This is a genomic window from Paraglaciecola hydrolytica, assembly GCF_001565895.1.
GTDB classification, from domain to species: Bacteria; Pseudomonadota; Gammaproteobacteria; order Enterobacterales; family Alteromonadaceae; genus Paraglaciecola; species Paraglaciecola hydrolytica.
The window spans coordinates 357381-381567 of record NZ_LSNE01000005.1 but is presented as its reverse complement, the minus strand read 5'-3'; the positions used below and the strand labels follow the sequence as shown (position 1 = coordinate 381567).

Below are 24187 nucleotides of genomic sequence, written 5' to 3'. Positions count from 1 at the left end.
ATTAAACTTGCTGGTAGTGGGATTATTTGTAACAAACAGATAAATAGAAAGGCAAACCAAATTACAATAGGTGTTTTAAACCTTGCTAAGCCCAAACATTCGTTATGGCGCTTTAGCACCAAGCAAGCCAACAAAAGACTGAAGGCTGATAACTCGAAGATTAGCCAGGCCCAAGGTCGATTAGAACCTAAGGGGATAGGTAACCAAAGCAAAAGTACAAATAGAAAATTTAACAGAAAAGGGTGCAATAAAATTCCATTGACGAAATGAGCAATTGCTCATATTGACTTATAAAAAAGCCAAGGATTATACCTTGGCTTAAAGACACTATTTTTTAGTTAGTTTAAGGAGGCGCTAGGAGCTCCACCGCCGTTTCCGTCACCGCCTAATCCAGCAAAAGGCAAACCTGCTCCGTTAACCGGACCACCCGCTGCTGTGGGTGCTGACAAAGTACTAGGATCAGCACCATCGGCTAATGCAGCAAGTAATTCATCATTAGGATCGCTTACTTCGGTAATTGCCGCAGCAAGAACCACATCTTGAGCAGCTTCAGCGTGCCCAGCAACATTGTTTCGCATCAAACCAAAGGTTATTGAACCTGCTACTACACCAACAGTAAATAAAGCACCAACAACTGAAAACTTCATGCCAACTACCTTCTAAATGTAATACCTCACACTAATCCATATTAGTGCTGAGCTGCTGTATATTATACAACCAACTAACTTGCATTGTTTATACATTTTACGCAAATTAGCCAATTGTTTACGTGTTGCTTTAAAAAAATTTTCAACTTTTTAAGACTATCGGCTCACCTACAAAGTAGCCTTGTACAAAGTCTACTTGCATACCTTTAAGGATCTGGGCTTCTTGCTCTGTTTCCACTCGCTCAGCGATAATTTTGATGCCTAAACCGTGAGCTATATTAACTAAAGAATGCACAAACAACTGATTATCTTCTTCGCTGTCGATGTTCTTGATATATCGGCCATCCAATTTTAAGTAATCTGGTCGCATTTTTCGCAACTGGGTAAACGCTGCAAACTGAGCTCCAAACCTTTCTATAGTTATTCTTACGCCCATTGTCTTTAATTTGGCCACAAAAGTACCGAAAGATTCAATGTCTCCTAACAAGGCACGCTCCGGGATCTCTAGTATCAAACGTTGGCAAGACTCACCAAGCAAAAAAAGTTGTTCCATTAACCAATATTGAAAGACGGGTTGTAAAAGCGACAAACGCGAAACATTTAGCCCCACATTGCCAGTAACATGTTTTACTTTTTCTAGTGCACAGAGAACTAACAATTCATCCAGTTTTTGCGCAAAATCCAAACGAATAGATACAGGGATTAATTCTGCCATCGGTAAATATTGATCATTAATAGGATCGCGGAAACGAGCAAACCATTCTTGATATTCTACTTCGCCGCTGTTGTTTTTTATGGGTTGGGCGACAAAATCGGCTGTCCCACTCTTAAGTAACAAAGTGATTTTTTCTCGCCAAACATCATTGCTTTGCACCATGCTAAGCCGACTGACTATCTGCCACCGTTGTTCTTCAGAGACGGCTTTGGTCAGTGCACTGTCTACTTTTTCTAGTACTTTTCCTTTATTGTCTCCGTAAGTAAAACCACCCGCACCTATATGTACCGCGCCTGACTCATACTCAAGCTTTTCAATTGCCTTGCATTTATCCATCAAACTTTGGATAACAATGATAGCCTGAGCCTCTTCAATATCTTCTAATAACACACAAAAATCGGCTCCATTAAGGCGATATAAAACACAGGGGCTACTTTGACTTTCTAACAGTTGATGAATGACTTTACATACACCCTTGATATAGTCATCCCCAGCAACAAAACCTATATTGCTGTTCACTTGGCTTAAACTTGACAGCCGGATCAGCAACAAAAAACCATGGGGTTGTAGTTCGGCATCTGATAACATTCCGTCGAAAGCCAGATCAAATGCTCGTCTGTTACCTACTTTGGTTAAGTTGTCCGAATAGGCAAATTGTCTATAACGCTCGGTTTGATCAGATAAGCGAGTGAATAAATCATTTAAGCGCTCAGACATTTTATTAAAAGATTTTACGAAAACCTTGAGTTCACGAGTTCTTGGGTTGATTTGCAACTGTTCAAATTTCTGTTCACTCATCGCCTCGACTTGTTTCACTACTGCCGAGATAGGTACTGTAATGAGGCGAACTAACACTAATAACAAACCTAATGCGAACACAAATATACAAGACGTCAAAGCAAACACGTCTAGCATATTTCGCCATAACTGCTGATAGCCTAAACTCGGATTACTTTGCACCGTGAGAACAGCAGCTATAGTCCAGCCATTGTTAATTTCAGATTCCACCACAGGTGGATTGAGTGGAAACAACTGCATAAACCAAGTGGGCACCCCCTCTACTGATTCAGGATTATGCTTTTCCAACAATATTGTGTTTTGATAATCTTTTAGTACGATGGAACGATAAAAACCGCGATCAAAAATGGCGTTCATCATTGTCTCGATTAAAGGCAGATCACTTTCATCGCCGATGTAGGGAGTAATCGATAGACCGAAAGACGTGGCAGTATCTTGAGCGTGAGAGGCTAATTGTTGTTCGATAGCATCCTTAGTATTACTCACATTAATCATTAATGTGCCTAAAAACACGGCCAGTAAAACAGAAAACAGACTTAAAATAAGTTGTCTCGACAATGGCATATTAGTTATTCCTCATTATTTTTTTCTAGATTCATTCGACTAGTGAGATCTTTCCACAGGCTATTATTGCCACCATTTTGTAACTGTTTACCGCGGCCCTGTTCTTTAGCTGCCCACAACCCTTCACCATTAAAGCTATATACGGGCTGCAAGTCGCCTCTTTGATTAGCGGGTAAAATATTTTTATTTATATTGTCGAGCACCAAAGGCACGACATTAGGTTGCTCATAATAGGCCAACACCATATGAGCCATGTTGTATTCAAGTGCTTTGACGTACATTAAACGTAACTTGCTTGCAGGCACACCTAATGCTCGCATACTGAAGTACTTGGCAATACTGAAGTCTTCACAATCGCCGCCGCCCGAAGCAATAAACTCTATAGGTGTGGCCCAGTAATCTTCCTTATTCCAATGTACTATGTCATCCACAAATTTTTGACGATTGAAAAAATCATTTACCTTAGAAAGTTGTTCTTGAATATCTTGACCGGCTAGTTCCAGCAGTAGGTCGTTCCATTTAGCGACGTTTTGAGAGGCTTGTGTCCCATATATTTGCTGAACTTTTTTTAGGGTGTTTTTACTCACTGTGGCGTCTGCCTGAGCATGCCATGCAACAGACTGAAAAATAGCGCCAGCAAACAGGACATAACATTTATTCTTTAGATTCACTAAAGTGGTAATCCTAGGCTGCTATTCGAAAAAAGAGTCATACGTTAGCACCACAATAACAATGTTAATAAATTAGAGCCATTTATAATGGCACTGATAGGGATATGGCACATTTTATAGATACTCTAGGCAATTGTTAGCGTTAAACGCATTGAATTAACTTGCCATTTTAAGTTTCATACCGCTGATTAGATTGAATAAATACGAGACTTTTGTAAAAGAAAATATCGTTTCAAGTACAGAAAGTATGACAAATAAAACAAAACTAATAAATAGACCTTAAGCAGCTGAAGTTAAATAATAAGTCAGCCCTTTAAAATGTAAATAAGATGTTAAGTACCTAGACAAGGCTAAAGTTAATCTGCTCTAATCACCCAAACACCATAATTAAAGCCTTGTTATGTTTGGAATTTTTAAGCCCGCTCCCCACTTGCCTTTACTTCCCGCTGAGCAAATTGACGATAGCTATAAAAAACACCGTTGGCAGATTTTTGTTGGCATATTTGTCGGTTATGCCGCTTATTATTTAGTCCGTAAAAACTTCTCTCTCGCCATGCCCTTTTTAATTGAAGAATATGGCTACAGCAAAGGCCAATTAGGCCTTGCCTTATCTGCGGTTTCCATAGCTTATGGACTCAGTAAGTTTTTAATGGGCAGTGTTTCTGACCGCAGTAACCCACGTTATTTTTTAATGGCTGGCTTACTCGTTTCATCTGGCATTATGTTTATTTTTGGTTTTTGTGACTGGGCCACACAAAGTGTCGCCAGTATCTTTATTTTACTGTTTATTAACGGTTGGGCCCAAGGCATGGGCTGGCCCGCTTGTGGTCGCACTATGGTGCATTGGTATTCAGGAAACGAACGTGGCACTACGGTATCTGTGTGGAATATCGCCCATAATATTGGTGGTGGTCTAATTGGTCCTTTATTTATCATCGGCATGGCATGGTTTAATGACTGGCGCAGTGCCTTTTATTTGCCCGCTGCAGTGGCGACTTTTGTGGCGGGTTTTATTTACCTCACTGTGCGCGATACTCCCCAGTCTCAGGGTTTACCCTCTATCGAAGACTACCGACAAGACTATCCCAAAAACTATGATCACAAACACGAAGAAGAGCTCAGCGCTAAACAGATTTTTTTAACCTATGTACTCAACAACAAGTTGCTGTGGTACATCGCCGTAGCTAATGCCTTTGTGTATTTGATCCGTTATGGCGTACTCGACTGGGCACCCACCTATTTATCTGAAGCCAAAGACTTTTCCATCAATAAAAGTTCGTGGGCCTACTTTTTATACGAATGGGCTGGCATTCCCGGTACTTTATTGTGTGGTTATATTAGTGATAAGTGGTTTAAAGGCCGCCGCGCCCCAGCAGGTATTTTGTACATGGTGCTGGTATTAATTGCGGTGTTAATTTACTGGTTAAATCCGGCGGGCAATCCAGCGGTGGACATTGCAGCACTTATGGCTATTGGCTTTTTGATATACGGACCTGTGATGTTAATTGGCTTGTTTGCCCTTGAATTAGTGCCCAAAAAAGCCGCTGGCACGGCAGCTGGGTTAACCGGTTTGTTTGGCTATTTAGGCGGTGCGGTAGTGGCCAATATAGCTCTGGGTTACACAGTGGATCACTTTGGTTGGGATGGCGGTTTTGTATTATTGGTAGGCGGTTGTATCGCGTCGATAATATTGATTGCCATGACCTTAAAACATGAAATAGCCCATGAAAGGCGTAAACAAGTTTAAATAAGTGGATTTGTCTAGCTGCTAATCAATGCACTTCGTTAGTCAAGATGAATGTGCATTGAGACTTTTTTCTTTAATAACACTACTAATTCTGGCTGCATACGCTGGTAGTTATCTGCAATCGCTAGGCAAATTAAGCGTTTGTCTTTTAACAGGGCAGAATACTTTTTTGTCACTTTGCTTTTATGGGTTTTTTCCATCACAAATACGACATGAGCCCACTCAATTAGATCTCCGGATAACGGAGTTTCAGCATCGGCATTAGTGCCACAGCCTATGGCATTAACACCAACATATTGAGAATACACCTCTTCGCCAGTAGGACTTCTGAGACGATTTTCTGAACAAACAAATAATAAATTCAATTACTTCATACCCCTTGTAATCAAGTACTACCCTCTGTAGTAATATTCACCACATGCCCACAATGTTTACAGTGCACGGCGTCACTTTCATGACGACTTAAACCACAACTTGGACAGATATATTTCACTTTACTGGGACGAAATATGGTTTGAATGAGTCGTAAAAATAACGAAATACCAAAGATCATGATAAGTACGGCGAGTATGCGACCGTCATTACCTAATAAGGTGATATCGCCAAATCCGGTGGTGGTCAGTGTGGCGACCGTAAAATATAAAGCATCTACGTAGTTAGCAATGCCTGGATTTTTCCCTACCTGGCTAACTAACACAATGGCGGTTATAACAAAGATAAACACCAGTAAATTCACTACACTAAAAATAATTTCTTCATTGGCTTTTACAAAACTAGATTGTTTGCGCAGCGTCTTAATTACATGATAGGAGCGCAACAAACGTAAGGCTCGGGCAATTCGCAGAAAACTAAAGTTGGCTGCCAAAGACGGTGCAAATAGCGAAACAATCACAATCAAATCAGCTAATCCAACGGGATGTAGTAAGTCGCGTAAACGCCTTTTACTGATCAACGTTCTGGCAAAAAACTCAACAACATAAATTAAGCCAATGGAGATTTCTAACCAACGTAACTCAGCCACATAATGAAAAAAAGACGATATTATAAAATACACTATGGTTAAGGCATCAAAACCCAATAGCCCCCAGCGAAACGAGTTTGCTTGTTTACTATTGCCGTTATACAACGACTCTATTTTTCGCTGCCAATTGGGTATGAGGCTAATATTACTGTTTTGCTTAATTGACATAGTGTTACTTAATTGGCTTTATATAATCGCATTATCTCTTTCTTATTAGCATTAATGCATTTTTAATGTTCACTTATTTTTTGAAACGTAGTTTTTGAAACTAGAGTCTTTAAACAGGTGCTATGGTGACTGGTACCCCGTTTAATACAGCGTTGCCTGATAACTCATCCAGCACCATCTCATCGGTGAGATCATTGACACTCACCCCGGCATGTTGCTCTGCCACCGACCACTTAGAGCCAGCTTTATTGTGACCCCAGCCATGGGGAATAGAAATCACGCCCGCTATGATCTTATCGGTAATTTCAGCGGGTAAAGTGACTTGCCCTACCCTCGATGTCACCACTACCATTTGCCCATCTTCAATTTCATAACGTCGTGCATCAGTAGGATTAATTTGTGCAGTACAACGCGACAAACCATTATTAGTACCTTTAACCATACGTGCACTGTTATGCAGCCAAGAGTTATTGGTTTTTAAGTGGCGGCGGCCAATGAGTAACAAGGCATTAGGATCTTGAACTTTGCCACTAAAAAAATGCTGCTCTAACCTAGGTAAATCTGCCATAAAATAATCAAATGCTAAATCAATTTGTTTATTCACATGATAGATAGCAGCGGGTAAATCGGGGCGCAATGCGCCAAGGTCAATGCCATGGGGATGGTCTAACAACAGTTGCAAACTTAATCCCTGTTCTTCATGTTGATAGTTACTGCTTTTTAGTAAGTCGTCTACCACACCTTTAGGCTCTTTGGCCCAAAGATCTGCATAATGTTTGGTTTCGCTGCCATTTAAGCGGTCTAAACGCTCCGCCAAAGATAAATAAATCTGCCAATCGGTCAGGCTATCTTCCTCAGGTTCAAAGATCGCAGGAGAATATTTCGTACTATTACGCACCGCAAAATTATGAAAGATCACGTCATAATGGTCACGCTCTAAGGCTGTGACGGGTGGCAGAATAATATTGGCGTGGCGTGTGGTTTCGGTAATATAAAAGTCCACCGCCACCACAAAGTCTAAACTCGCAAAAGCCTCATCAAGTTGTTGGCCATTGGGTGTGGTTAATACCGGATTACCGGCACCTATCACCATGGCTTTAATTTGCCCTTCACCTGGGGTGGTCATTTCTTCGGCTAAGGCAGATACCGGATATTCACCGGCAAAGGCAGGTAGTTTGCGTACTCTAGAATGATATTGGCCAATACTGCCACGACCCGAATGTGGCAGTAGATCTGCAGCAGGCTGGGTAAACATCATGCCACCGAGCTTATCTAAATTACCACTTAACATATTAAACAGCATGATCAAATACTGAGTTAAGGTACCAAAAGCCTGCACACTCGCACCCATTCTGCCGTAACACACCGCCGAGCTTGCTGCACAAAAGCCTTTTACTAGGCCTTCAATTTGTTGCTCAGTCATGCCAATCAGCGGTGCGACTCTGACGGCTGGATAATCCTGTACATAAGATTCAACCGCTAATAGATCAGGAGCGTGTTGCAGCAATATGCCAGGCTTCTGCCAGTCTTTAAGAAACAAGGTATTAAGCATGGCTAACAGTAACAAAGCATCACTGCCAGGTTTAATAAAATGGTGTTCGCTGCTGATATCCGCTGTTTCGGACTTTTTAGGATCAATAACCACCACTTTACCGCCACGCCCTTGAATAGCTTTTAGGCGGCGTTTGATGTGAGGCACTGTCATAATACTGCCATTGGATGCCAGCGGATTACCGCCGATAATCATAAAATAATCAGTATGATCAATATCAGGAATAGGAATTTGTGACTGATGACCAAACAATTGGCGACTAACAATATGATGTGGCAGTTGATCAACCGAGGTGGCGGAATAACGATTATGACTTTTTAAGGCGCGATAAAAATACGGACCAAATAAAATGGAACCCATATTGTGAGCATTAGGATTACCTAAATACATGCCAACGGCATCTTTGCCATATTGCTGTTGTATGGCAAAGAGTTGTTGTGCAACTTTATCAAAAGCCTCGTCCCAACTTATTGTTTGCCAACCTGTGGCAGTTTTCTCTATGGGTTGTTTTAAACGTTCTGGATCCTCATACAAATCTTTTAAAGCCATGGCCTTGGGGCAAACATGTCCTTCACTGAAGGGATTTTGTTTGTCGCCCACTATGGAGATTATTTGTCGCTCGACAGTAGTGACTTCTATGCCACACATGGCTTCACATAAGGTACAGGTGGAAAAATGTTTGCGCTCAGGACTGGACATAATGACATTACTTAAAGGATGTTAATAAAACGTTAGCGAACAAGCCCTTTATAGACAAGCATCATTTATATTTATAGTCGCCTTAAAAGTATAAAAAACCTACCATGACAAAAATATCTGCTAAAGTTTTAAACCTTTTTAACATTGCCAACGACTTAAGCAGTGATTGTTCAAAAATTAATATCAGGAACCACAGATGAAAATAGCTGACACCAGCGGGCAAGATAGACTTGTCGAAAAAAAATCTAATAAAAAACTAATCTGGTCAGGGCTTATCGTCATCATCATTATCGTACTGGTTATAGTCAGTGTAGCGCCCTCGCTCAGTAACTGGTCGAGTTCTGATACCAGCATTTCCCGTGCACGTTTGCGTTTAGCCACAGTAACTAAAGGTGACTTTGTGCGGGACTTATCAGTGCAAGGCAGAGTCGTTGCAGCCGTCAGCCCACGTTTATATAGTCCGGCCCAAGGTACTATCTCTTTCCAAGTGGACGCCGGCGACAACGTGGTTAAGGAACAAATTCTGGCCATAATCGACAGCCCTGAACTCACCAATGAGCTAGAACAAGAAGAATCAGATTTACAACGCCTGCAAATAGAATTGGATCGCGAGCGTATTCAATCCAGTAAACAAGCGTTGATCTATCAAAAAGCCGTGGATTTAGCCAAGGTCGCTCTGACAGCCGCTGACCGTGAAAAACGTCGAGCTGATAAAGCTTTTTCTTCCAAATCCATTAGTGAAATTGATTTCGAAAAATCTCAAGACGAGTTAGAAAATGCCAAATTGGTTTATCAACATGCGGTTAGAGATGCTGAACTAAACCTAGAAAGTTTAGCTTTTGAAGTAAAAACCAAACAATTATTAGTTGAACGCCAAACCCTGCTGGTGGCCGAGTTAAGTCGCAAAGTAGACGAGTTAAACATGCGTTCTCCGGTCAATGGCATAGTGGGTAATCTAGCAGTAGAGCAAAAAAATCAAGTTGCTAAAAACCAACCTATTCTCAGCGTAGTGGATTTAACCGAATTTCAACTTGAAGTGGATATCCCTGAAAGTTATGCCGACGATTTAGCCATAGGTATGGCGGCAGAAGTCACCCTTAACGGCGAAACACACCAAGCAACGCTTGTGACTATCTCCCCTGAAATTGAGAACAATCAAGTTACAGGCCGGGTGCGTTTCGCCGACCTCAATCCCGATGGCAGTACCAAACAACCCCAAGGTTTACGCCAAAATCAACGCCTGACTACCCGTATATTGATGGAAAACAAACTGGATGTATTAATGGTGCAACGGGGGCAATTTTTAGAAAGTGGAAATGGCCGTATCGCTTATGTACTACGTGATGGCCTAGCCGAAAAAACCGCCATCGACACCGGTGCCAGAAGTTTATCCAGCGTTGAAATCATTAGTGGCTTAAGTGTTGGAGACACCATCATCGTCTCTGGTACTGAGCAATTCAATGGTGCTCAGGCGGTACTGATCACCCAATAACTTTACTAAATAAAACAATAAAAACTTAAGACAGGAAAACAACATGTTAAAAATGACAGATGTAAAAAAGGTTTTTCGCACTGATTTAGTTGAAACCCATGCCCTACGTGACTTTAATCTGCACGTTAAAGAAGGTGATTTTGTGGCAGTTACCGGCCCTTCAGGCTCGGGTAAAACCACGTTTTTAAATATCGCCGGCCTACTTGAAACCTTCGACGGTGGGCGTTTTGAATTAGACGGTCAAGACGTCAGTGATCTCAATGACAAACAACGTAGTCAGCTTAGAAATCAAAAAATAGGCTTTATTTTTCAAAGTTTTAACTTAATTCCAGACTTAAATCTTTTTGATAACGTTGACGTCCCCTTACGCTATCGAGGTTTTAATGCAGCTGAGCGTAAAAAACGTATTGAGCACAGCCTAGACATGGTTGGCCTCGCCCAACGGATGAAACACCTACCCTCACAGTTATCGGGTGGTCAGCAACAACGTGTTGCCATTGCCAGAGCATTAGCCGGTGAGCCACGGTTTTTATTAGCCGATGAGCCCACTGGTAACCTAGATACCCAAATGGCCAATAGCGTAATGGACTTACTCAAGGAGATTAATGCAAATGGCACCACTATAATTATGGTGACTCACGATGCAGCCCTTGCCAAACAAGCTAAACGAAATATTTATGTACTAGACGGTAAAGTAAGTGAAGTAGGCAAAAGTGCCACTGCCAATCACGCACATTTAGCCGCTGTGCAGTAGGAGGCAAGCATGTTTAGCTACTATCTAAAACTTGCGTTTAAAAGTATTAAACGCAACCCTATTTTAAGTTTATTGATGGTCACGGCGATTGCCTTGGGCATTGGTGCTAGTATGACTACGATTACCGTCAACTACTTGATGTCGGCTGATCCCATCCCACAAAAAAGTCACCAACTGTTTTATGTACAAGTGGACAGTTGGGATCCTCATAATGCGTTCAGTGACGATAGTGATGACAACAATCCCCCCCCAACCCAACTCACCTGGACAGATGCCACTAATTTAATGTCCGCTAAAAAGGCCAATAAACAAACGGCCATGGCCAAATCAGGTGGCATTATTGAGCCCAAAGGCCTTGATTCGAAACCATTTGAAGCCTCTATCCGCCTTACTTTTGCTGACTTTTTTTCCATGTTTGATGTGCCATTTCTCTACGGCAGTGGCTGGGATCAACAATCCGACGATAAGCGCGATTTGGTGGTGGTGCTGAGTAAAAACATCAACGACAAGGTTTTTGGTGGTGAAAACTCCATAGGCAAAGATTTTGTCATGGCGGGTAAAAACTTTCGAGTAGTGGGTGTCATGAACAATTGGCAACCCGTGCCTAAGTTTTACGACATTCAAAATGGCGCCTTTGACGAGCCCGAAGAAGTCTACATGCCCTTTTATCTCAAAGAAGAATTAGAACTACCTAATTGGGGTAATACCAATTGCTGGAAAAGCCCTGAAGGTGAAGGTTTTAAAGCATTTTTGCGCTCAGAATGTATTAATTTTCAAATGTGGGTCGAGTTACCTGATCTAAAGGCCAAAGCAGATTATTTAGCTTTTTTAGATAACTACGTAGCCGAACAAAAATCCCTTGGCCGTTTCCCTCGCCCACTAAATAACCGTCTATCTGATGTTATGACCTGGTTAGATGAGCAAAAAGTGGTTGAGCAAGATGCCAGACTCATGTTGTGGTTGTCATTTATGTTTTTGCTCGTTTGTTTGCTTAATACCATAGGTTTACTGCTGGCTAAATTTACCGGTAAAGCCGCGGAAATTGGCCTACGTCGTGCCGTTGGTGCCACCAAAGCCGAGTTGTTTAAACAACACATTATTGAAGCGGGCTGTATCGGATTATTAGGCGGTATTGCCGGATTAGGTTTAGCTGTGCTGGGCTTACAAGGCATTAAGAGTTTGTATGGCGACTATGTGAATAATCTGTCATCACTCGATGGCACTATGGTGGTGGTAGCGTTGTTATTGGCCGTAGTATCCAGCGTACTGGCAGGTGTCTATCCCACTTGGCGAGCCTGTAATATTGCCCCAGCCAGTCAACTAAAAAGTCAATAAGGAGCCAGCCATGTCAAAAACAACAGCAATTAATTGGGAAGTTGGACCTATCTTTCGTGCTTTATTACGCAACAAAGTGGGTGCCGTACTTATTGCCATTCAAATCGCCGTGACTATGACCATCATAGTCAATTCGGTTTTTATTATCGTAGAGCGCGATCAACAAATGCAGAGGGTAAGTGGCCTAGATGAAGACAATACTTTTTATCTTTCTAGTCTAGGTTTTGGTCAAAATTTTAATGCCAAAGTCAGCATTCAAGATGACTTAAATATGTTACGCAACTTACCCGGTGTGGTAGATGCCATGCAAATCAATGCCATTCCTATTAGTGGTGGCGGTTGGTCAATGGGTCTGCAAACCAAACCTGGGGCTGAATACGATGGTGTTGGCACTGCCGTTTACATGGTGGATCAAAATGTACTTAACACTTTGGATGTGGAGCTCATCGCCGGCGAAAAATTCACACCTACTGATATTCGCTGGCGCGAACCTGCTCAAGGTGACTGGCCAGATAAAATCATCATCACTAAAGCCTTAGCCACTTCGTTGTTTCCCGATGATGAATGGCAAACTGCAGTGGGTAAAACCGTCTATATAAATGACATAGAGCCGATGACCATAGGTGGCATTATTGATCAATTACAAGCGCCTTGGATAGGCTGGGACAAAGTGGAAAATGTCATGCTCTCGCCAGAACAAATGGATCAAGACTCCACGCGTTATATCATTCGAACAGAGCCTGGTCGCCGTGATGACTTGATGCCGCAAATTGAAGAGTTATTAGCCAACAGTAATAAAAATCGCATTATTAAAGGTATGCGCAGTTTGCAAGAAACGCGTGAACGCAGTTATCGCAGCCACACTGCCCTCATTAAAATCCTTAGCACTATTATGGTGATCCTGACCATAGTCACTGCCCTAGGCATAGTGGGTATGGCTACCTTCAGTGTAAACCAGCGCAAAAAACAGATAGGTACACGTCGTGCATTAGGTGCCAGTCAAGGGGCTATAGTGCGCTATTTCATGGTGGAAAATCTAATTATTAGTACGGTTGGTGTAGTTGTAGGTGCCATGTTAACCCTAGGTCTTAACATCATATTGGTTAACGTTTTTAACCTAGATAAAATCGACTGGTACTACATCCCCATTGGCATGGTAGTGCTATGGTTAGTGGGTCTGATTGCAGTATTTGCTCCAGCTAAAAAAGCCGCCAACATCCCACCAGCACTGGCGACACGTACTGTTTAACTATCTACAACTACATATTAAGATAACAAAAAGCGGGTAATTACCCGCTTTTTGATTTTTACCCTTTGTAGCGCCTGAAAAAGAAAGCTATTTCAAATAACTATCCAAAAAGCTCACAAACTTATTAGACGCAGCTATACGATTATCTTTTTTACTAAAACCGTGACCTTCATCATCAAATACTAGGTAATCAACGTAGGTACCACTTGAACGAATGGCTTCGACCATTTCGTCACTTTCTATTTTTAATACCCGTGGATCATTAGCACCCTGCACTACCAATACTGGGCTAGTGACTTTATGGCCAAAAAATACTGGTGAAATACTATGCAGTCTTTCTTCATCAGTCTCAGGATCACCTAATTCGTCATACAAAGATTTACGGAAACTCTCCCAATATGGCGGGATGCTTTTTAATGTACGCACCCAATTAGTTACGCCAAAGATATTAATGCCTACTTTAAATTCTTTAGTAAAGGTCATGGCCGCCATTGTCAGATAACCACCGTAGCTACCGCCAATAACCCCGATATTTTCACTTTCAACCCAAGGTAAAGATTGCAGATACTGTTTGCAATACACCACGTCTTGTAAGTCATCTTGACCATGGCGTTTGTCATCCAGATGGAAAAAGGTTTTTCCATAACCACTCGAACCACGGTTATTGATTTGTAAAATGGCATAACCGTTATTAACCAAATGTTGTATCAAGGCAGAATAACCTTTACGACTTTGCCCACCTGGACCACCGTGGATCCACACTAAAGCAGGCACTTTTTTATCAACCGCTTGCTGGGGTTTATATAAAATCCCCGGAATACTCAGGCCATCAAAGCTATCAAAACGCACCACTTCACCAGTAACTAAATCAGATTCATTAATGTTTGGATTACCGGTATTAGTTAAACGAGTAACGCTATCGCCACCAACTTGATATACATATAAGTTTGAAGGAGACGTATCTGAATTGAGGTAAAAGACCATAGTTGAACTGTCTTTAGAAAAATTTACGCCACGCAAATCACCATCAGGCATTTTAGGTAAAGCGATATTTTTACCGGTTTGTGTATCAACTATGCTTAACTTAGTTTGAGCATCGGCATTTATGCCACTAATACGGTATTTGCCGTCTTTAGAAAAATACACAAAACTGACATCCCAATCTGCTCTAAGCACCGCCTGATGCTCTTTGTTAGTTAAATCATATTGCCAAGCTTGAACAAACTCCCCATATTCATCAGTAGCGTAAATCAGTTTTTGACTATCCTGACTAAAGGTAAAAGCGCTGTAGGTTATATCGCCTTGGTGAGCCGTGAGCAACATTGGGTTTAGGGCTGTATTTTTTAAATCAATTAAATACAGATCCGAATCGGCATTACTATTAACCTTACTACCCACCACCCAGTTTCCGTTTGGGCTGACACTTTCTAAGGCTAAACCGTCTACATTTTCATAAATCAATTTGCGCGAGTAATCTTCAGTCGCGTAAATATAGAGATCAAAAAACTGCGGATTACGCTCGTTACTCACTACATAAAAATGTTTGTCGTCTTCGTGCCAGCCAACAAAATTAGCTTTTAAATTTTCACCAGGGGTCAAGTCCGTAACCTTGCCATCGGGTTCCTGCACATATAGATGATCGAGCTCGTTGCCTCCCTGATCAGCCGTGTATAAAAAGCGGTTGTCGACCGGAAACCAACTGTCAACATAGATAGACTCTTGGGTCGAATGACTTAACTGAGTAGGTGCTGAACCATCCAGCGGAATTTGATATGCGTTAAAAATACCACTCGCATCATTACTGACCAGAACCAAAGTACCATCGTGGTTAATGGACGATCCAAAAACCGAGGTGGTTTTATAAAACTCTTCTGCACTGTAAGTTTGAAAAGCTGGCTTTTGCATCAGGTCTGCCGACGCTGACTCAGTTTGCTTAGTTGCTGGGCTACAGGACTGTAACAGCAGCAAAAGTATTGATATAAAACTTAAGGTTTTTAACTTGCTCACCATGTGTATTCCTTTTATTGTTGGGCTTGTACTGGGATTTCGCCGTATTACTATAGGCAATAGCTTAGGTAACACAAGTTGTTTATATATTGTGCTATTACTTGCTAAAAATACTATTGTTGCAATGTCTTATGTCGTCTCCTTTTGGCTTGTTTTATAAAAAATTGCTAGCCTTAATATGCTGTTTTAGCTGCCATTCTGGATAAACAAAAATAAAGCGTAGAAGTTATGAGAGATAGATGAGTATTAGCTCTTACCTTAATTGGCTATTCATTTATAATGCGCCATCAATTTATTAAGGCCACTTTCTTAAGGTAATATTCTCTCTATGTCGTTTTTAATTAATCTAATCCGTAATTTACTAGGCTCAATTATTGCCCTAGTTGATTTTGTAACTCGTCCATCCAAGCAAAAACGCAGTCTTGCGGCTCAGCAACAAGTAGAAAGTGAATTAAAATCTATGGCGCTTTATCAGTTTTTTGCTTGCCCGTTTTGCATTAAAACTCGCCGTGCTTTACATCGTTTAAATTTACCCATACAAACGCGTAATGCGACTAAAGGCAGTGACTATCGTGTTGAACTTGAGCAACAAGGTGGTAAAACTCAAGTGCCTTGTCTGCGCATAACAGAGCAAGGTAAAGATATTTGGATGTATGAAAGCGGCGAGATCATTAACTATTTAGAGCAGCGTTTTGGCGCAGTGGTGTAGTTTATATACATATGTTTTCAATAGTTTGTCTGTAGGCTCTTATGTTTTGTTCTGACAAATCATATTTCGCAGACAAGCGTTTTACTTCAATTTTTGTACCTTGATTAAACAGCAAAAACTCTCGTAGTGCGGGTAAAAAGTCCTGAATAAAGGCTTCTATTTTTGCTGTTTCGATATGTAAATGCTGGATGAGCAACAAACCGGTTTTACGTTCTATCTTAGCATCCATGCGTCCTGCAAACCCATTACCCCACAATAAGGGCAAGCTAAAATAACCATACTGGCGTTTGGGCTCAGGTACATAACATTCAATCTGATAGTCAAAATCAAACAGTTGTTGCATACGTTTACGTTGAATAAGCAGATTATCAAAAGGCGATAAGATCTTAACATGAGAGCGTTTGAGTGATTTTTTTAAACTTTCCTGAGCCTGAGGCAAGGCATAATATCGCTGTCCCTGACACTCAAGAACTTGTAACTCGCCATTCTCCAACATCTGCACACACTGAGTTTCAACTTGGCGTTTAATGCCTTTACGTAAATAGGCCATTTCGCTACCAGTAGCTAAACCATTGGCCTGTAAACAACGAGTGATCAAATATCGATAAAACTCGTCGTCAGTGGGAACGCTGGTATCTATACCTACAGGTAATACCCTTTCAGTAAGATCATAAACCTTTTGAAAACCTTGGCGTTTTACCGCCATCAACTCGCCTTCCATAAACAATTGTTCGAGGGCTTTTTTGGCTGGTTTCCAATCCCACCAGCCTGCCGCTTTAGCACCGCCTTCGCGCTCAAAGTCTTTGGCCTGCAGCGGACCTTCTGTACGTATGCGTTGTAAAATTTGCTGGGTGAGCTTTTTATCTTTGCTGTGCCAATGGGTTTCGCCCCCCGCAATGGCATGTTTTCGTTGCAGAGAATAACGATAATCACACATAGGCAAATAAGCCGCTGCATGTGACCAATACTCAAATACTTGTTTATCTTCGATTAACTTGGCAAGTTTATCCGCTGAATAGTTATTAACCCTATTCCACAAACTATGATGGTGCGCTCGCTCAACCACTGAGATGGTATCAATCTGAATATAACTGAGTTGTTGCAGGCTGCGTAATATACCGTTTTCCCCCGTACCAAAGGGATTAGTTTTATGTAATCCCTGGCAGACCAAAACTAACTTACGTGCCTCTTTTTGACTAAGCTGCTCAGCCACTTAGAGCCCTTGGAATGCTAACAAACGCTCAAGATCTTCTGGAGTATCAATGCCTGTTGGTGGTGTTTCTCTGGCGATATCCACATGGATTTTTTCACCGTGCCACAGTACGCGTAGTTGCTCTAATGATTCAATCTGCTCGATACCAGAGGGCGACATGCTGACATACTGCTTGATAAACCCGGCACGATAAGCGTAGATGCCGATATGACGTAGATAATAATCACCGATTTCATCGATGATTTCTTCATCTAAAAAACGCGCACGATCATAAGGAATAGTCGCACGGCTAAAATACATGGCATAACCTTGTTTATCGGTGACCACCTTAACCACGTTGGGATTAAAGGCTTCTTCAACATCGGTAATGCGCACTGCTAAAGTGGCCATTTCAGCTTGCTGATGGTGATAAAGGTTTTCTGCCACTTGCTGAATATTCACCGCGGGGATAAAGGGTTCGTCACCTTGTACATTCACCACTAACTCGTGAGCTAACAAACCTTCCATGTCTATCACTTCGGCCAGTCGCTCAGTGCCAGACTCATGATGAGCGCCTGTCATACAATAGTTTCCACCAAAATCACTGACTACTTTAGCAATACGGGCGTCATCGGTGGCCACTATTACCCTGCTTGCGCCGGATTCCATGGCACGTTCGTAAACATGTTGCACCATAGGTTTGCCCTTAATATCGACCAAGGGTTTACCGGGAAAACGAGTTGATGCATAACGAGCGGGTATAATCACAGTAAAGTTCATTGGCGTCCTCTTAATGCTTTGTGACTTTAAGACAGAGTAAAATCTATTTTAACAATTGTTCCAGCTCTTCGCTGGATACGGCTTTGGCTTCTGACTCAAGTAAGACCGGAATATTATCCACAATGGGATAGATTAAACGGTCAAATTTACAAATCAAACGTGCATGTTGAGCCTGATAGACCAAACTGCCTTTACAAGCAGGACAGGCCAATATATCTAACAATTTTTTATCAAACGCCATAATGTTCTCGTTTTTAGTTTTAGTGGAGCAAGCTTTAGTCGGTTTTATTGGCTTTTAATAACTGCAATTTTGCCAACAGTGCCCGATTAAACGTTTCCGCCAGTGTAGCCTTTACTGGTAAATACCAGCAATCATCGTGGGCAAAATCACGACACTTTACCGCATCTTTTTCCGTCATCAACACGGTTCCTGTAGGTAAATCACTGGCTTTAAATGCGTGGTGATCAACAAAACTCAGTTGTTGTTTAATGTTCAGTTGATAAGTTGCCAATAAACTGAAAAAACGCTGAGGATTACCAATGCCAGCCAACGCTGTCACAGGCTCAGTGATATCGCAAATACCACAGTGGCGATTAGGATTTTTAACATTGATTAAGTTACCCGGCTGCAAGCCCATTGCATATTCGCCGTTTTCAACGTGTTCGCCATTTGTCACGATAAAATCAACAGTATTTAACCGCCACTTGCCTTCGCGTAAAGGTCCTGCGGGCAATAATAAGTGATTTCCTAAACGGCGTTGACCGTCCATTACCACTATTTCAATATCTCGTTGTAGGGCGTAATGCTGCAAACCATCGTCACAGATAATCACATCACAGTGACATTGCTTAACTAAATATGCTGCACCTTGGCTTCGTATGGGATCAATAACTATGGGGCAAAATATATGCTGGCGCATCAACAAAGGCTCGTCACCTACTACTGCTGCTTGGGAGTTTTCATCCACCAACACCGGATAATCAACACTTTTACCACCGTAACCACGAGTTAATACTCCCGGTTTATAACCTTGTTCTGTGAGCAATTGCGCCAAATAAACCACCAGCGGGGTTTTACCATTACCACCCACACTGATATTGCCTACGATGATAACAAAAGCGTTCACTTTGTTGGATTTTTTGAATCCGAGCTTAAAGGCTTGTCTGCGCCCAGACGCAAGCAACATAAACAATAGACTTAAAGGCAATAGTAGAATGATCACACACCAATGATACCAGCGAGGTGCATACCAAAGTTGGCTAAGGCTAAACACTAAGCATTACCCATGTTAAATACCAGGCTTTTTCCGTGTTATACATGTGGCTCTTCACCAAACTGCATCTTATGCAATTGGGCATACATCCCATTTTGTGCCAATAGTACGTGGTGCGAACCCTGTTCGATGATTTTACCCGCTTCAATCACTAAAATAACGTCAGCATTTTCAATGGTGGACAGGCGATGTGCCACCACTATGCTGGTACGATTCTGTTGAAGTTTATCCAGTGCATCCTGAATTAAACGTTCTGATTCGGTATCAAGTGCCGAAGTCGCTTCATCTAAGATCAACACTGGAGCATCAATAAATAACGCGCGGGCAATAGCAATACGCTGGCGCTGGCCCCCCGATAACATAAAACCATTTTCGCCTACTATGGTATCAATGCCTTCGGGCAGTTGCTCTAGAAACTCCAATACATGAGCGGTTTTAGCCGCGGCCATAATCTTAGCTCTATCTACTGGCCCCGACGCGCCATAAGCTATGTTATTAGCGATAGTGTCATTAAACAGCACTACATGTTGGGATACCAAGGCAAACTGACGACGTAGATCTTTAAGTTGAATTTCATTTAACAAGGTATCATCGAGACGTATTTCACCTTGTTGATTATCGTAAAACCGCGTAAGTAAACTGGCGATAGTGGATTTACCACTACCAGAGCGCCCTACTAATGCACAGGTTTGGCCGGGTTTTACCTTAAATGAAATATCCTGTAAGGCTGGGTTTTGTTTGTTGGGATAGGCAAAAGTCACATGCTCAAAATCGATAGTACCTTTGGCCCGAGCCATGGCTTGTTTACCTTGATCGACTTCGATTTGCTGATCAATCACCTCAAAAATACTGGCACAGGCCGCCATACCACGCTGAAATTCACTGTTAACCGTGGTTAGTTGTTTAAGTGGTTTGAGCAACATCACCATGTTAACCACTACGTTAACGAATATACCTGGAGTCAGAGAATCCACCATATTGGGAAAACTCGCCACGTACAATACAAAGGCCAGCGCGATGGAAGCAATAACCTGAATAGATGACACACTGAGGATGCGCGCCACGATCAACTTCATATTTTGTTGGCGGTTATGGTTATTTTTTTCTGCAAACTGTTGGTCTTCAAGGTTTTGTCCACCAAACATCAGTACCACTTTGTGGCCTTTAAGCGCTTGTTCTACCGACGAGGTTAACGAACCCATGGTGTGTTGAATACGTTTACTGACCGCACGAAACCGTTTGCTGACCACTGAAACAATGACAGCGACTACTGGGCCTATCAATAAAAAGATCAGCGATAACTGCCAAGAATAATAAAACATCGAAATAAACAAACCGATAACCAAAGCTCCTTCTTGTACCAAGGTTAACAAGGCTTTGCCTGCGGCATTTGAGACTTGCTCGGTGTCGTAAATAACTTTAGAAATCAAACTGCCCGTGCTGTTTTTATCGTGAAACTCTACCGGCAAATGAATATATTGGGCAAACAAGGTTTGGCGCATAGTCATAACGATATTGCTGCCTATCCACGCAACCGTATAACTACCCATAAAGTTAAATAGGCCACGCAAAATAAAAATCGGCACAATGCAGTAGGCCGCTATACGCAGATATTCATAATTACCCTGCCCTAGACTGTCATCGATCACCGTTTTGAGCTGGGAAATAACCAGTACGTCGATAGTGGAATAACCAATCATGCCAATAATGGCCACAAAAAATGCCAGTTTATAAGGCTTTAAATACTGTCTGAAACGGGCAAAGATTTTGTTAGGATCGCGAACTACGGGAGAAATTTTTGCGGTCATGCTGTCATGGCTTTCTGATTTTTTAAGATACCTCGTTAGTGTACCTGTTTGAGTTAAATTCCCCAACTATCAATCAACTAAATCATCACACACAGCTTTATAAGTCCCTTAGTTTTTCATCAATCGGGAAGTTAGCATACCAATAAGGATAACGATCTTGTCTGAAAGTTTGCAGCACGGCAAGCTTTTTACTTTGATACTCAAAGATAAAACTGACTTGCCCAACATCGGAGGTGGATAATAACTGAGCATCAAGTTGGGAAAATCGTGTTAATACCTCAGGTCTTGGAAAATTCCAACGATTCATAAAACCCTGACTAAACACCACATAGTCTGCTGCGACCTTATTGATAAAACTCGTCACCGATGAACTGTTACTGCCATGATGACTGGCCAATAGTATGTCACTTTTTAAACTATCCCCCCAACGCGCCACTAATTCGCGCTCGGTTTTTCCATCAATATCGCCGGGTAACAGTATGGAATGTTGACTATCTGAAATGTGCAATACACAAGAGCTATTATTGTCGTTATGTAACTTAGGATCATCAGGCCATAAGATTTTAATCTGCAAACCTTGCCATGCTAATTCATGACCTAGGCGACACATATCACTGGTGGTCAGCACCTGTTTTATGGCTATTTGTGTTTGCAACATTGGCAAACTACCACTGTGATCATTATCCCAGTGGCTGATAAAAACCATATCCACCGATGTTATGCCCCGTGCTTTTAACAGCGGCAAAATAACACTATCGCCCATATTAAAACCACTTGGAAATGCTGGGCCAACATCATATAAGATCACCTGATGATCTTTAGTAATTAATACTGCCGTACCCTGTCCTACCTCCAGTACATCAATAGTCCAGTTATCATTTTTTTCCTTAAATCCATAACTCAGCAAAGGTAACAACAGCAATAATACCAAAGGTTTGTATTTGCCAACCGGCGGCAACAATAAAACAATCAGAGCGACTAATGCCAAAGCCCAAACTAGCCCCGGAATAACAAGTAGTTGAGTGACCGCCCATGGTATCTGCTGTGTGCCAGCTAATAGATATAGGGCAAAACCCAGCAAGTGATCCACTGCAGAAAATATCCACTCCGCCACTAGCGGAAACAGGTTCAAACCAATGATGCCCACTAAACACAGTGGCACTAATATTAAGGTAACAAAAGGCACGGCCAACAGATTAACCAGTGGTGAAATCCACGATATGTAGCCAAATTGCCAGGCCACTATGGGCAACATCAAGACACTCAAACCAAGTTGAATGCGTAACATCACGGTTAAGGCTCCAAGCACAGAAAAACCATTGTGTTTTTGCGGCCAGCGCCAAAATACAAAAATAATGATGAGTACCGCACTAAAGCTCAGCCAAAAACTTAGACCAAAGATGCTCAGTGGAAAAAGCAACATAAAAAAGCCTGTACACAGCAGTAATACCCGCTTGAGGCTTAAATTTAGGTTGCATAGAAACAGCGTAATCAGTAGCAACAACATTATCCACGCTCGTGCGGTAGGTAAGGCAAAACCGGCCAGTGCTGCATAACAATAAGTGGTAAATAACGTGCCTAGCAGTGCCAGTTTATGTAAATTGATATGGTGTAATTGATAAAAACGACTGACTAAGGCCCCACACAACCACGCCAGGATGAAATAACTCAAGCTCGCCACTAAGGCTAAATGTAAACCAGATATGGCAATCAAATGGGCAATACCTGTGGATTGCACTAACAACCAATCCTGATCCTCAAGTAAACCCCGGTAACCTAGGGTTAACGCCGCGATCCATGCCTGTTGAGGCAAATTTAATTGTAACAAACTATCTAGCTGACGCTGGCGAAACGACACGCTGTCTGCAAGCAATAGATTATTAATGCTGGCTTTGACATAACCACTGGCACCAATACCCTCACTAAATAACCACTGTTGATAATTAAATCCTCCTTCATTGGCTAAACCATGTGGAGGCTTGAGTTTGAGCATTAATTGCACTCGCTGACCTTGTTTAAGCTGCCAACTGGGCTCTGCCCAACTAACTCTAACTAAACGTTTAAAACTCAAGGGCTCAGTGTCAATTTGCTCTATGCGTAGATTAAATCGTGGCTCCTTGTATTGGTGAGTGAGTGACTCGAGCTCGCCTGTGACTAAAATTGCTTGCTCTAAGGTGCTTAAAGGGAGTTGCAAAGAGTATTGCCAATGGCCTACACTCGCCATCCATGAAAATCCTAAAAGACAACAGGCGAGTAAACGGGATTTTCTAAAGAAAAAGCAGATAAGTGCCAGTAATAAACAGGCCAAGGTGAGAGGGATACTGGGTAAACCGGTCCAACAGAGTGAACTGAAACAAGCTGCAATAAAAATGAAAAGTTTACTGTCCATAGTATGTTGAAATTAGATAATCCCATCAGAATATAAGTATAGAGAACTATCCTGAAAAAGTTTATTAAGCGCTATTTACCTGATCCGAGCAAAATAAAGCAGCAAAAAGCGCTGTTGGTGTTTGGCACTTTGTTGCACGATCCAAATTTATGGCATTTAAATCGCCGCTCAGCGTCTGGCGCGTTCGGTTTAGGATTATTTTTTGCGTTTTGGCCTGTGCCTTTTCAAATGTGGTTAGCCGCAGCCGTCGCCATTCCTCTTAGAGTTAACCTGCCCCTTTCAGTCGCTACAGTATGGATAACCAATCCATTTACCATGCCTCCAATATTTTATGGTGCGTATTTAGTTGGAGTAAAAGTGCTGGGGTCTCCAGAGCGCAAGTTTGCTTTTGAACTGAGTTGGCAGTGGGTGGTAGAAAGTGTTGAAACCATAGGCCCAGCGTTTTTAGTTGGCTGTGCTATCTGCTCAGTATTTTTTGGTTTAGTGGGCTATTTTAGTCTCAACACCATCTGGCGTTGGTCAACAGTTAAAGCTTGGCGTATGCGAATACAAAAAAGAGCCAACAAAAAGTCTTAATATTTAAGTAAATTGTTTGGTATTTACTCAGTCAAATGAA

Annotated in this window: 20 protein-coding genes; 7 read left to right on the top strand and 13 right to left on the bottom strand. The window is 41.9% G+C overall.

The features are described 5' to 3' along the window. Window positions 1–338 precede the first annotated feature (338 nt). The 3 genes from AX660_RS09625 to AX660_RS09615 all read right to left on the bottom strand — a co-directional run bounded on the left by AX660_RS09625 (window position 339) and on the right by AX660_RS09615 (window position 3395). Window positions 339–647, bottom strand: a complete 309-nt coding sequence (locus tag AX660_RS09625) for a hypothetical protein (RefSeq protein ID WP_068375955.1) — start codon at window positions 645–647, stop codon at window positions 339–341. 142 nt (window positions 648–789) lie between these two features. Next, window positions 790–2724, bottom strand: a complete 1935-nt coding sequence (locus AX660_RS09620) for a bifunctional diguanylate cyclase/phosphodiesterase (protein ID WP_068375953.1) — start codon at window positions 2722–2724, stop codon at window positions 790–792. A gap of 5 nt (window positions 2725–2729) precedes the next feature. Beyond that, complete coding sequence (locus AX660_RS09615) at window positions 2730–3395, bottom strand: transglutaminase-like cysteine peptidase (protein ID WP_068375951.1); 666 nt, start codon at window positions 3393–3395, stop codon at window positions 2730–2732. A 400-nt stretch (window positions 3396–3795) separates the two neighbouring features. Between AX660_RS09615 and glpT the strand changes: the two genes are divergently transcribed. After that, window positions 3796–5142, top strand: coding sequence for a glycerol-3-phosphate transporter (gene glpT / locus AX660_RS09610; protein WP_068375950.1), 1347 nt, complete (start codon window positions 3796–3798; stop codon window positions 5140–5142). A gap of 38 nt (window positions 5143–5180) precedes the next feature. On the opposite strand, the gene AX660_RS09605 is transcribed toward glpT, so the two are convergent. From AX660_RS09605 to AX660_RS09595, 3 genes are all read right to left on the bottom strand, one after another. Further along, on the bottom strand, window positions 5181–5507 hold the full coding sequence (locus tag AX660_RS09605) for a low molecular weight protein tyrosine phosphatase family protein (RefSeq protein ID WP_068375949.1): 327 nt from the start codon (window positions 5505–5507) through the stop codon (window positions 5181–5183). Window positions 5508–5527: 20 nt separating this feature from the next. Further along, window positions 5528–6331 carry a potassium channel family protein gene (locus tag AX660_RS09600; protein ID WP_068375948.1) on the bottom strand — a complete coding sequence of 268 codons (804 nt, stop codon included), beginning with the start codon at window positions 6329–6331 and terminating at the stop codon, window positions 5528–5530. Window positions 6332–6440: 109 nt separating this feature from the next. After that, window positions 6441–8582, bottom strand: coding sequence for a molybdopterin-dependent oxidoreductase (locus tag AX660_RS09595; RefSeq protein ID WP_068375947.1), 2142 nt, complete (start codon window positions 8580–8582; stop codon window positions 6441–6443). 196 nt (window positions 8583–8778) lie between these two features. Between AX660_RS09595 and AX660_RS09590 the strand changes: the two genes are divergently transcribed. The 4 genes from AX660_RS09590 to AX660_RS09575 are packed head-to-tail and all read left to right on the top strand — an operon-like array spanning window position 8779 to window position 13412. Next, window positions 8779–10074 (top strand): efflux RND transporter periplasmic adaptor subunit, encoded by a 1296-nt coding sequence (locus AX660_RS09590; protein WP_068375946.1) that lies wholly within the window; start codon window positions 8779–8781, stop codon window positions 10072–10074. Window positions 10075–10117: 43 nt separating this feature from the next. Beyond that, window positions 10118–10828, top strand: a complete 711-nt coding sequence (locus tag AX660_RS09585; RefSeq protein WP_068375944.1) for an ABC transporter ATP-binding protein — start codon at window positions 10118–10120, stop codon at window positions 10826–10828. A 9-nt stretch (window positions 10829–10837) separates the two neighbouring features. Then, entirely contained in the window at window positions 10838–12163 is a 1326-nt protein-coding gene (locus tag AX660_RS09580) for an ABC transporter permease (protein WP_068375942.1), read from the top strand. A 10-nt stretch (window positions 12164–12173) separates the two neighbouring features. Beyond that, entirely contained in the window at window positions 12174–13412 is a 1239-nt protein-coding gene (locus tag AX660_RS09575) for an ABC transporter permease (RefSeq protein WP_068375940.1), read from the top strand. Window positions 13413–13499: 87 nt separating this feature from the next. Here AX660_RS09575 and AX660_RS09570 read toward each other — a convergent pair whose 3' ends face one another. Beyond that, entirely contained in the window at window positions 13500–15422 is a 1923-nt protein-coding gene (locus AX660_RS09570; protein ID WP_068375938.1) for a S9 family peptidase, read from the bottom strand. 325 nt (window positions 15423–15747) lie between these two features. On the opposite strand from AX660_RS09570, the gene AX660_RS09565 reads away from it, so the two are divergent. Beyond that, window positions 15748–16128: a glutathione S-transferase N-terminal domain-containing protein gene (locus AX660_RS09565; RefSeq protein ID WP_068375937.1), complete on the top strand. Its 381-nt coding sequence runs from the start codon at window positions 15748–15750 to the stop codon at window positions 16126–16128. Between the two features lies 1 nt (window position 16129). Here the strand turns inward: AX660_RS09565 and AX660_RS09560 are convergent, their stop codons facing one another. From AX660_RS09560 to AX660_RS09535, 6 genes are all read right to left on the bottom strand, one after another. Next, entirely contained in the window at window positions 16130–17341 is a 1212-nt protein-coding gene (locus AX660_RS09560; protein ID WP_068375935.1) for a winged helix-turn-helix domain-containing protein, read from the bottom strand. Further along, window positions 17342–18100, bottom strand: a complete 759-nt coding sequence (gene kdsB / locus AX660_RS09555) for a 3-deoxy-manno-octulosonate cytidylyltransferase (RefSeq protein ID WP_068375933.1) — start codon at window positions 18098–18100, stop codon at window positions 17342–17344. It lies immediately after the preceding gene. Window positions 18101–18143: 43 nt separating this feature from the next. Next, window positions 18144–18341, bottom strand: coding sequence for a Trm112 family protein (locus tag AX660_RS09550; RefSeq protein ID WP_068375931.1), 198 nt, complete (start codon window positions 18339–18341; stop codon window positions 18144–18146). A gap of 34 nt (window positions 18342–18375) precedes the next feature. Beyond that, entirely contained in the window at window positions 18376–19374 is a 999-nt protein-coding gene (gene lpxK, locus AX660_RS09545) for a tetraacyldisaccharide 4'-kinase (RefSeq protein ID WP_068375926.1), read from the bottom strand. A 38-nt stretch (window positions 19375–19412) separates the two neighbouring features. Then, entirely contained in the window at window positions 19413–21182 is a 1770-nt protein-coding gene (msbA, locus tag AX660_RS09540; RefSeq protein ID WP_068375925.1) for a lipid A export permease/ATP-binding protein MsbA, read from the bottom strand. A gap of 97 nt (window positions 21183–21279) precedes the next feature. After that, complete coding sequence (locus AX660_RS09535) at window positions 21280–23571, bottom strand: DNA internalization-related competence protein ComEC/Rec2 (protein WP_082768829.1); 2292 nt, start codon at window positions 23569–23571, stop codon at window positions 21280–21282. A 48-nt stretch (window positions 23572–23619) separates the two neighbouring features. On the opposite strand from AX660_RS09535, the gene AX660_RS09530 reads away from it, so the two are divergent. After that, complete coding sequence (locus AX660_RS09530) at window positions 23620–24147, top strand: DUF2062 domain-containing protein (protein WP_068375919.1); 528 nt, start codon at window positions 23620–23622, stop codon at window positions 24145–24147. Window positions 24148–24187: the final 40 nt, after the last annotated feature.

What these genes read in the sequence shown, in the direction of transcription:
- AX660_RS09625 (WP_068375955.1), bottom strand. Translation starts at nt 647, where the DNA reads ATGAAGTTTTCAGTTGTTGGTGCTTTATTTACTGTTGGTGTAGTAGCA.
- AX660_RS09620 (WP_068375953.1), bottom strand. Translation starts at nt 2,724, where the DNA reads ATGCCATTGTCGAGACAACTTATTTTAAGTCTGTTTTCTGTTTTACTG.
- glpT (WP_068375950.1), top strand. Translation starts at nt 3,796, where the DNA reads ATGTTTGGAATTTTTAAGCCCGCTCCCCACTTGCCTTTACTTCCCGCT.
- AX660_RS09600 (WP_068375948.1), bottom strand. Translation starts at nt 6,331, where the DNA reads ATGTCAATTAAGCAAAACAGTAATATTAGCCTCATACCCAATTGGCAG.
- AX660_RS09595 (WP_068375947.1), bottom strand. Translation starts at nt 8,582, where the DNA reads ATGTCCAGTCCTGAGCGCAAACATTTTTCCACCTGTACCTTATGTGAA.
- AX660_RS09590 (WP_068375946.1), top strand. Translation starts at nt 8,779, where the DNA reads ATGAAAATAGCTGACACCAGCGGGCAAGATAGACTTGTCGAAAAAAAA.
- AX660_RS09585 (WP_068375944.1), top strand. Translation starts at nt 10,118, where the DNA reads ATGTTAAAAATGACAGATGTAAAAAAGGTTTTTCGCACTGATTTAGTT.
- AX660_RS09580 (WP_068375942.1), top strand. Translation starts at nt 10,838, where the DNA reads ATGTTTAGCTACTATCTAAAACTTGCGTTTAAAAGTATTAAACGCAAC.
- AX660_RS09575 (WP_068375940.1), top strand. Translation starts at nt 12,174, where the DNA reads ATGTCAAAAACAACAGCAATTAATTGGGAAGTTGGACCTATCTTTCGT.
- AX660_RS09570 (WP_068375938.1), bottom strand. Translation starts at nt 15,422, where the DNA reads ATGGTGAGCAAGTTAAAAACCTTAAGTTTTATATCAATACTTTTGCTG.
- AX660_RS09565 (WP_068375937.1), top strand. Translation starts at nt 15,748, where the DNA reads ATGTCGTTTTTAATTAATCTAATCCGTAATTTACTAGGCTCAATTATT.
- kdsB (WP_068375933.1), bottom strand. Translation starts at nt 18,100, where the DNA reads ATGAACTTTACTGTGATTATACCCGCTCGTTATGCATCAACTCGTTTT.
- AX660_RS09550 (WP_068375931.1), bottom strand. Translation starts at nt 18,341, where the DNA reads ATGGCGTTTGATAAAAAATTGTTAGATATATTGGCCTGTCCTGCTTGT.
- msbA (WP_068375925.1), bottom strand. Translation starts at nt 21,182, where the DNA reads ATGACCGCAAAAATTTCTCCCGTAGTTCGCGATCCTAACAAAATCTTT.
- AX660_RS09535 (WP_082768829.1), bottom strand. Translation starts at nt 23,571, where the DNA reads ATGGACAGTAAACTTTTCATTTTTATTGCAGCTTGTTTCAGTTCACTC.